1 pseudogene is annotated in these 243 nt (G+C 73.7%); it reads right to left on the bottom strand.

Annotated elements, in window-relative coordinates:
- Positions 1 to 243, bottom strand: a pseudogene (locus AC0IY0_RS28950) (lipopolysaccharide biosynthesis protein); the annotation flags it as partial.

Here is a 243-nt window from a genome sequence, read left to right as displayed (position 1 = left end):
CAGGTCGGGATCCACCGTGGTGACGACCACGTCGATCACGAACACCTTGTCGGCGCGCTGGACCGCAAGCTTGCGCCGCAGCTGGTCGAGCGCCCGGCCGCGCGCAGCGACCGGCCGCTCCGGCTTGGGACCGAGCACCAACTCCCGGAACGAGGCGATGCTGCGCGCGACCAGACCGTCCGGAGCCGCGCCGAACCCGGGCTCGCTCTCCAAGCGCGCCTGCGTCACGGCCCGGCCCAGGAC

This window comes from Methylobacterium sp. AC315 (assembly GCF_979253755.1).
This window is presented reverse-complemented; position numbering and strand designations above follow the sequence as displayed.